This window comes from Kosakonia oryzendophytica, from assembly GCF_900094925.1.
GTDB classification, from domain to species: domain Bacteria; phylum Pseudomonadota; class Gammaproteobacteria; order Enterobacterales; family Enterobacteriaceae; genus Kosakonia; species Kosakonia oryzendophytica.
In genome coordinates this window covers 130,171-137,912 of the sequence record NZ_FMAY01000013.1, presented here as the reverse complement: position 1 = coordinate 137,912, position 7,742 = coordinate 130,171, and the positions used below count along the sequence as shown (strand labels likewise).

Here is a 7,742-nt window from a genome sequence, read left to right as displayed (position 1 = left end):
AGATGAGTTCTCCCTGAGACTTTAAGTCTCCTGAAGGAACGTTGAAGACGACGACGTTGATAGGCCGGGTGTGTAAGCGCAGCGATGCGTTGAGCTAACCGGTACTAATGAACCGTGAGGCTTAACCTTACAACGCCGAAGATGTTTTGGCGGAAGAGAGACAATAATCAGCCTGATACAGATTAGATTGACAGACCGGAAGGTGTGTTGATGACAGAATTTGCCTGGCGGCAACAGCGCGGTGGTCCCACCTGACCCCATGCCGAACTCAGAAGTGAAACGCCGTAGCGCCGATGGTAGTGTGGGGTCTCCCCATGCGAGAGTAGGGAACTGCCAGGCATCAAATAAGAAAAACCCTGACCGTAAGGTCGGGGTTTTTTGCTTTTATCCCTTGCGAAAAAATCGGGAAACTAGCCGGTAGAGCGCAACCAGCGCAAAATAAAGTCGACAATCTGTTCAATATTGTTCAGATCCAGCACCGGAACGTTGATTTCCAATGATTCATCGCTGACCACAGCGATAACATGTTCATCCAATATGAGTTCTTGCAGACTGTGTCCACAGTTTTGCCGCCAAAGCAGAAGCTTTGCTACCGCTTCATGCTTAAACCCTTCTACCAAAACCACATCCAGTGTTAATGCATCCATCCGACTGACCAGATACGCCAGGTCCAGTTCAGAATCATCCGGTGTTTCTGTCATCAAAGCCCAGCGCTGAGAACTTGCCACCAGCGTTTGCGCCGCACCAGCCTTACGCAATTCATAACTGTCTTTTCCTGGCTTATCGACATCCATATCGTGATGGGTATGTTTGATTAAACCCGGTCGGATTCCATGTGCACAAAGTGCCGGGATCAGTTTTTTTAGAAGGGTTGTTTTACCTGTACCGCTCCAGGCTGCAATCGCGAGTAAAGGGATCATGAATTCTCCTGCCAGTGAGCAAGATCGTCTGGCGTATTTACATTGGCAAATGCGATTTTCGCATCGCTAAAATCTACAGGGTGTCCGCCTGATTCACGCATAAACACCATTACTCTGCGTTCTCCACGCGCCAGGTAGTCTTGTAACGCTGGCAGAATGCGCCTGTTAATCAGAGCGATAGCCGGATGATCTCGCTCGCCATCATGCACCCACACCGCAGGGGCCTGTTGACGTTGAACCTGCAACCGGGCGAGAAGATTCTCTGGTACATAGGGCGTATCGCAAGGACAAAACAGAAACCACTCGCTGTCTATTTTCTGCATTACCGAAAGTATTCCTGCCAGCGGGCCAGGAAAATCATTCAGACTGTCAGGCACCACAGTCAGACCACTCGCGCGATAGATATCAAGGTTGCGGTTGGCGCTGATCACCACGTGTTCAACCTGCGGTCTCAGTCTCTGCACGACATGTTGCCATAAAGGCTTGCCGTTCAGCTCCAGCAAGCCTTTATCTTTTCCCCCCATGCGTGAGGCCTTTCCTCCCGCCAGTACTACGCCGGTTACTGCGCTGCTGTCCGTCACAGTTATCGCCTCTTTTATTGTGGGATTGACCCTGCTAACGTGTCTGTATCAAGAGTAAGGAGCACGACCATGAAATGTAAACGCCTGAACGAAGTTATCGAACTTCTCCAGCCTGCATGGCAGAAAGAGCCGGAACTGAATTTACTGCAATTCTTGCAGAAACTGGCGAAAGAATCAGGTTATGACGGCGAACTGGCTGATTTAAGTGACGACATTCTGATCTATCACCTGAAAATGCGCGATTCATCGAAAGACGCGGTGATCCCTGGTATTCAAAAAGATTATGAAGAAGATTTCAAAACCGCTCTGCTGCGCGCTCGCGGCGTGATTAAAGAGTAAAAGCTTGTAAGCGGCGCCACCGAAAACGTTGCAAAATGATATCCTGAATCATTCGTTGTATTTTCGGATGACAGGATGACCTGTAACGCTTTTACTTTCCAGACACTACACCCGGATACCATTATGGATGCGCTGTTTGAGCAGGGGATCCGGGTGGACTCCGGTCTCACTCCGCTCAACAGCTACGAAAACCGTGTCTACCAGTTTCAGGATGAAGATCGCCGCCGTTATGTGGTGAAGTTTTATCGTCCCGAACGCTGGTCAGCAGAGCAAATCCTTGAAGAGCACGAGTTTGCTCTGGATTTACAGCGTGATGACGTTCCCGTTGCCGCGCCGCTTGCTTTTAACAACCAGACCTTGTTAACCCATAACGGCTTCTTTTTTGCGATTTTCCCAAGCGTTGGCGGCCGCCAGTTCGAGGCTGATAATCTTGATCAGATGGAGTGGGTGGGGCGGTATCTGGGGCGTCTGCATCAAACCGGCAGCAAAAAACGCTTCGCCCATCGACCGGACATTGGAGTAAAAGAGTATTTATTAGAACCTCGCCAGCTCTTTGAAACAACAGCTCTAATCCCGGCGGGTTTAAAAAGTGAGTTCCTGTCTGCGGTAGATAAGCTTATTGATGCTGTCATGGCGCAATGGCACAACCGCTTTAATCTGCTGCGCCTGCACGGTGACTGTCATGCCGGGAATATTCTCTGGCGCGACGGACCGATGTTTGTCGATCTTGACGATGCCCGCAACGGTCCTGCGATTCAGGATCTGTGGATGTTGCTGCATGGCGATAAAGCTGAGCAGCGTATGCAGCTTGAGATGATCGTTGAAGCTTATGAGGAATTCAGCGAGTTTAATCATGCCGAGTTAGGCCTTATTGAGCCGCTGCGCGCCATGCGGATGGTCTACTATATTGCGTGGCTTATCCGTCGTTGGGACGATCCGGCATTCCCCAAAAATTTCCCCTGGCTGAACAGTGAAGATCACTGGCGCAGGCAGACAGTGAGTTTCCTTGAGCAGGTAAAAGTTCTGCAGGAACCCCCTTTAGCATTAACACCCATGTATTAAACGGAGAGAGTTAACCATGAAGAAGATTTGGCTGGCGCTGGCAGGAATGATTCTGGCATTTAGCGCCTCTGCAGCGCAGATCACCGATGGCAAGCAGTTCATTACTCTGGATAAACCCGTGGCTGGCGAGCCGCAGGTACTTGAGTTCTTTTCATTTTACTGCCCGCACTGCTACGATTTTGAACGTGTATGGCATATTGCCGATGCGGTTAAGCAAAAACTGCCGGAAGGCACCAAAATGACCAAGTATCACGTAGAGTTTCTTGGCCCGCTGGGTAAAGAGATGACGCAAGCGTGGGCGGTAGCGATGGCGTTGGGCGTGGAAGATAAGATCACTGCGCCAATGTTTGAAGCGGTGCAGAAAACCCAGACCGTTCAGTCTGTTGCCGATATCCGTGACGTCTTTATCGCTGCGGGTGTGAAGGGGGAAGAGTATGATGCCGCCTGGAACAGCTTTGTGGTGAAATCACTGGTTGCTCAACAGGAAAAAGCGGCTGCCGATCTGCAATTGCAAGGGGTTCCGGCCATGTTTGTGAATGGCAAATACCAGATTAATCAGCAAGGCATGGATGGTAGTAGCCTGGATGCCTTCGTGAAAGATTATGCCGACACGGTGAAATTCCTGGTCGAGAAGAAGTAAAAGAAATCGCCGGTCACTGACCGGCGTTTTTGTATTGTGTCTTTATCGCGTCAATAAGTTCGTCTTTATCTGCCCATAGTTTATTCAGCCACTGCTGAAAACCACGCTTAAAATTCTTATCACTGACGTAGTCCCCGTGTAGTTCTTCATTTACCGGGAGCAGGTTAATGCGTACAACAATGCGAGTCAGTTTACCGCTAAGCATATCCTGGAAAGGAGTCTTATCGTTTTCCGGGTAACATAACGTGACGTCTAGCAGCTTATCGAATTGCGTCCCCAGCACATTTAACGCCATGGCGATACCTGCGGCTTTTGGCGGCAGCAGGTTTTTATAAGGGGAACGCGTTTCGTTGCGTTTTTGTTCGGTAAAACGCGAGCCTTCAACAAAATTGACTATGGTGGTGGGGTGATGGCGAAACTTCTCACAGGAACGTCGTGTGGTTTCCACATCTTTGCCTCGGCGTTCAGGATGGCGGATCAAATACCCCCTGGAGTAGCGGCGCATAAATGGCATATCCAGCGCCCAGCAGGCAAGGCCGATAAATGGAACCCATGCAAGCTGTTGCTTGAGAAAGTACTTATTCATCGGGATATGTTTGCGAAACAGCACGCATAACACCACGATATCCGCCCAGCTATGATGATTGCAGATCAGCAAATACCAATTCTTTTTATTCAGGCTTTCCAGTCCTTCGACATCCCACTTCAAATGCGGATTAAGGTACAACAGCCAGGAAAGCCCTTCGCACCAGCAGTACATCATAAAATTGCAGAAGGCTGAGATTGCACGCCAAAGCGCCGGAACCGGCAGTAATAGTTTGAGCATGCCGGCAATAATGATCGGCACGGAGCAAACGACAGTAACCAATATGGTGAGCAGGACACTCAACGTCAGAGTGAATACTGCAAGCAATCTCGACATAGTTAAATTATTCAGAAAGTTAGCTGCTGAAGGCGCACCAGAGAAAAGCGCAATGCGGGATTTTATCAGAAAACAGAGGACAGGAATGCTTAAACCTTGCTGGTAATACCTGGTTATGCTGGCACGGGAAAAACAAATCAGCTTTTCTTATATCCACATAGCTTAAATTGTCATCATAAAGCCATAAGGATCTTTTTTACTGTTTTAATTATATGAAATAAAAGGTTTTGTATAATCCTGCGATCTTAGTTAAGACACAAAAGTCCAGCCTGAAAGAAACTATACACAAACTTATCCACAGGTTGAATATGCGAGCGATCCCGACGATCGCGAAATCTTTGCCGCCAATTACCGTGAAAAATTCATGTTTCCCCCGGTCTGTGGCATCCTTGGACCATAAATTAATAAACAGGCACGGACATCATGGTTCAGATCCCAGAAAATCCCCTTATCCTTGTTGACGGTTCGTCTTACCTCTATCGCGCTTATCATGCGTTCCCCCCCCTGACTAACAGCGCGGGCGAACCTACAGGGGCGATGTATGGCGTACTGAATATGCTGCGTAGCCTGATTTTGCAGTACCAGCCGACACATGCCGCAGTGGTGTTTGATGCGAAGGGAAAAACCTTTCGTGACGAACTGTTTGAACATTACAAATCGCATCGTCCGCCAATGCCGGATGATCTGCGTGCGCAAATTGAACCCCTTCACGCCATGGTCAAAGCGATGGGATTGCCGCTGTTGGCGGTGTCCGGCGTAGAAGCGGACGATGTGATCGGTACGCTGGCCCGTGAAGCAGAAAAAATGGGTCGCCCGGTGCTGATCAGCACGGGTGATAAAGATATGGCGCAGCTGGTCACGCCAAATATCACTCTTATCAATACCATGACCAACACTATTCTTGGACCAGATGAAGTAGTCACCAAATACGGTGTTCCACCGGAACTGATTATCGATTTCCTCGCATTGATGGGCGACTCTTCGGACAACATCCCGGGTGTACCTGGCGTTGGTGAGAAAACCGCACAAGCGCTGCTGCAGGGGCTTGGCGGCTTAGATACGTTGTATGAGCAGGCGGATAAAATCGCTGGCCTGACTTTCCGCGGGGCGAAAACCATGGCGGCGAAGCTGGAGCAGAGTAAAGAGGTGGCTTACCTCTCTTATCAGTTGGCAACGATTAAAACCGATGTTGAGTTGGAGCTGACTTGCGAACAACTTGAAGTGCAGCAGCCCGTGGCGGAAGAGCTGCTTGGGTTGTTCAAACAGTATGAATTCAAACGCTGGATTACCGATGTTGAAGCCGGTAAGTGGTTGCAGGCAAAAGGGGCGAAACCGGCAACGAAACCTCAGGAAACCATTACCGTAGACGCCGATGCGGATATCCCGGCAGCGACGCTCTCTGCGGATAAGTACGTCACTATCCTTGATGAAGAGACATTGCAACAATGGATTGCAAAGCTGAAAAGCGCGCCACTGTTTGCCTTTGATACCGAAACCGATAGCCTGGACAATATCAGCGCCAACCTGGTTGGGCTCTCTTTTGCCACTGAACCTGGTGTTGCGGCGTATGTGCCGGTGGCGCATGACTATCTGGATGCGCCGGATCAAATTTCCCGTGAACGTGCGCTGGAGCTGCTCAAGCCACTCCTGGAAGATGAAAAAGCCGTTAAAGTCGGCCAGAACCTGAAATACGATCGTGGCGTTCTGCAAAATTACGGTATTGAACTGCGCGGTATTGTGTTTGATACCATGCTGGAGTCCTACACACTGGATAGCGTGGCGGGTCGCCATGATATGGACAGTCTTTCTGAACGCTGGCTGAAACACAAAACCATCACCTTTGAAGAGATTGCCGGCAAGGGTAAAAATCAACTGACCTTTAACCAGATCGATCTGGAACAGGCAGGTCGCTATGCAGCGGAAGATGCTGACGTAACCTTGCAACTGCATCTGAAGATGTGGCCGGAACTGCAAAAAAACGCTGGACCACTTAACGTGTTTCAGAACATCGAAATGCCGCTGGTGCCAGTGATTTCCCGCATTGAACGCAACGGGGTAAATATCGATCCTGCCGTATTGCATAAGCACTCGGAAGAGTTGACCCTGCGTCTGGCGGAGTTGGAGAAAAAGGCCCATGAGATTGCCGAAGAGCCTTTTAATCTCTCGTCCACGAAGCAATTACAAACTATTCTTTTTGAAAAACAGGGTATTAAACCGCTGAAGAAAACGCCGGGCGGCGCACCGTCTACGTCAGAAGAGGTGCTGGAAGAGCTGGCGCTTGACTACCCGCTGCCGAAAGTGATCCTGGAGTACCGTGGGTTGGCGAAACTCAAATCAACTTACACCGACAAATTACCGCAGATGATTAACCCGAAAACCGGGCGCGTACATACGTCGTATCATCAGGCGGTAACGGCGACAGGGCGTCTCTCCTCAACCGATCCGAACCTGCAAAATATTCCGGTGCGTAACGATGAGGGCCGCCGCATTCGCCAGGCGTTTATTGCGCCGAAGGATCATGTGATTGTCTCTGCGGACTACTCGCAAATTGAACTGCGCATTATGGCTCACCTGTCGCGCGATAAGGGCCTGCTATCGGCATTTGCCGAAGGGAAAGATATTCACCGCGCGACGGCAGCGGAAGTGTTTGGTCTGCCACTCGAAAGCGTCAGTAATGAGCAGCGTCGTAGCGCCAAGGCCATTAACTTTGGTCTGATCTACGGAATGAGCGCGTTTGGGTTATCACGTCAGCTCAATATCCCGCGCAAAGAGTCGCAAAAGTATATGGATCTCTACTTTGAGCGCTATCCGGGTGTGCTGGACTATATGGAACGCACGCGTGCGCAGGCGAAAGATCGCGGTTATGTTGAAACCCTCGAAGGGCGTCGTCTGTACTTGCCGGACATCAAATCCAGCAATGCGGCAAGGCGTGCTGGTGCGGAACGCGCGGCAATCAACGCGCCGATGCAGGGTACGGCGGCGGACATTATTAAACGCGCGATGATCGCGGTAGACGCATGGCTGCAAAGTGAAAAACCGCGCGTTCGTATGATCATGCAGGTTCACGATGAACTGGTGTTTGAGGTGCACAAAGACGATCTTGAAGCGGTGTCGAAAAAGATCCATGAACTAATGGAGAGTAGTACCACGCTTGATGTGCCGTTGCTGGTGGAAGTCGGGAGTGGCCAAAACTGGGATCAAGCGCACTAAGTCCGCGGTGGATAAGCTTCTTTTTTGTAAGTAAGCAACAAATGACCGGGGGTTTTGTGATGATCATT

The 7,742-nt window shown here is 50.1% G+C and carries 7 protein-coding genes and 2 rRNA genes; 6 read left to right on the top strand and 3 right to left on the bottom strand.

Features of this window, described 5'->3' with window-relative positions:
* Together GA0061071_RS19555 and rrf are read left to right on the top strand one after the other, a co-directional pair.
* Positions 1-129 (top strand): 23S ribosomal RNA (locus GA0061071_RS19555); the annotation flags it as partial.
* A 94-nt stretch (positions 130-223) separates the two neighbouring features.
* Positions 224-339, top strand: a 5S ribosomal RNA gene (gene rrf, locus GA0061071_RS19550).
* A gap of 71 nt (positions 340-410) precedes the next feature.
* Here the strand turns inward: rrf and mobB are convergent.
* A complete protein-coding gene (gene mobB / locus GA0061071_RS19545; protein WP_088236978.1) occupies positions 411-920 on the bottom strand; it encodes a molybdopterin-guanine dinucleotide biosynthesis protein MobB in 510 nt (169 codons plus the stop codon).
* Positions 917-1,501, bottom strand: coding sequence for a molybdenum cofactor guanylyltransferase MobA (gene mobA / locus GA0061071_RS19540; RefSeq protein WP_088236979.1), 585 nt, complete (start codon positions 1,499-1,501; stop codon positions 917-919). Before mobA ends, mobB begins: the two co-directional genes overlap by 4 nt.
* Before the next feature lie 69 nt (positions 1,502-1,570).
* Between mobA and GA0061071_RS19535 the strand changes: the two genes are divergently transcribed.
* The 3 genes from GA0061071_RS19535 to dsbA all read left to right on the top strand — a co-directional run bounded on the left by GA0061071_RS19535 (position 1,571) and on the right by dsbA (position 3,542).
* Entirely contained in the window at positions 1,571-1,840 is a 270-nt protein-coding gene (locus GA0061071_RS19535; protein ID WP_061499540.1) for a YihD family protein, read from the top strand.
* Positions 1,841-1,915: 75 nt separating this feature from the next.
* A complete protein-coding gene (locus GA0061071_RS19530) occupies positions 1,916-2,902 on the top strand; it encodes a serine/threonine protein kinase (RefSeq protein ID WP_061499538.1) in 987 nt (328 codons plus the stop codon).
* A gap of 16 nt (positions 2,903-2,918) precedes the next feature.
* Complete coding sequence (gene dsbA / locus GA0061071_RS19525; RefSeq protein ID WP_061499535.1) at positions 2,919-3,542, top strand: thiol:disulfide interchange protein DsbA; 624 nt, start codon at positions 2,919-2,921, stop codon at positions 3,540-3,542.
* A 13-nt stretch (positions 3,543-3,555) separates the two neighbouring features.
* On the opposite strand, the gene GA0061071_RS19520 is transcribed toward dsbA, so the two are convergent.
* Complete coding sequence (locus GA0061071_RS19520; protein ID WP_088236980.1) at positions 3,556-4,464, bottom strand: acyltransferase; 909 nt, start codon at positions 4,462-4,464, stop codon at positions 3,556-3,558.
* A gap of 423 nt (positions 4,465-4,887) precedes the next feature.
* Here GA0061071_RS19520 and polA point away from each other — a divergent pair, with 423 nt between their 5' ends.
* Entirely contained in the window at positions 4,888-7,674 is a 2,787-nt protein-coding gene (gene polA / locus GA0061071_RS19515) for a DNA polymerase I (RefSeq protein ID WP_088236981.1), read from the top strand.
* The last annotated feature ends 68 nt before the right edge of the window (positions 7,675-7,742 follow it).

Bases quoted from the DNA above. Each gene is read 5' to 3' on its own strand.
- mobB (WP_088236978.1), bottom strand. From the start codon at position 920: ATGATCCCTTTACTCGCGATTGCAGCCTGGAGCGGTACAGGTAAAACA.
- GA0061071_RS19535 (WP_061499540.1), top strand. From the start codon at position 1,571: ATGAAATGTAAACGCCTGAACGAAGTTATCGAACTTCTCCAGCCTGCA.
- GA0061071_RS19530 (WP_061499538.1), top strand. From the start codon at position 1,916: ATGACCTGTAACGCTTTTACTTTCCAGACACTACACCCGGATACCATT.
- dsbA (WP_061499535.1), top strand. From the start codon at position 2,919: ATGAAGAAGATTTGGCTGGCGCTGGCAGGAATGATTCTGGCATTTAGC.
- GA0061071_RS19520 (WP_088236980.1), bottom strand. From the start codon at position 4,464: ATGTCGAGATTGCTTGCAGTATTCACTCTGACGTTGAGTGTCCTGCTC.
- polA (WP_088236981.1), top strand. From the start codon at position 4,888: ATGGTTCAGATCCCAGAAAATCCCCTTATCCTTGTTGACGGTTCGTCT.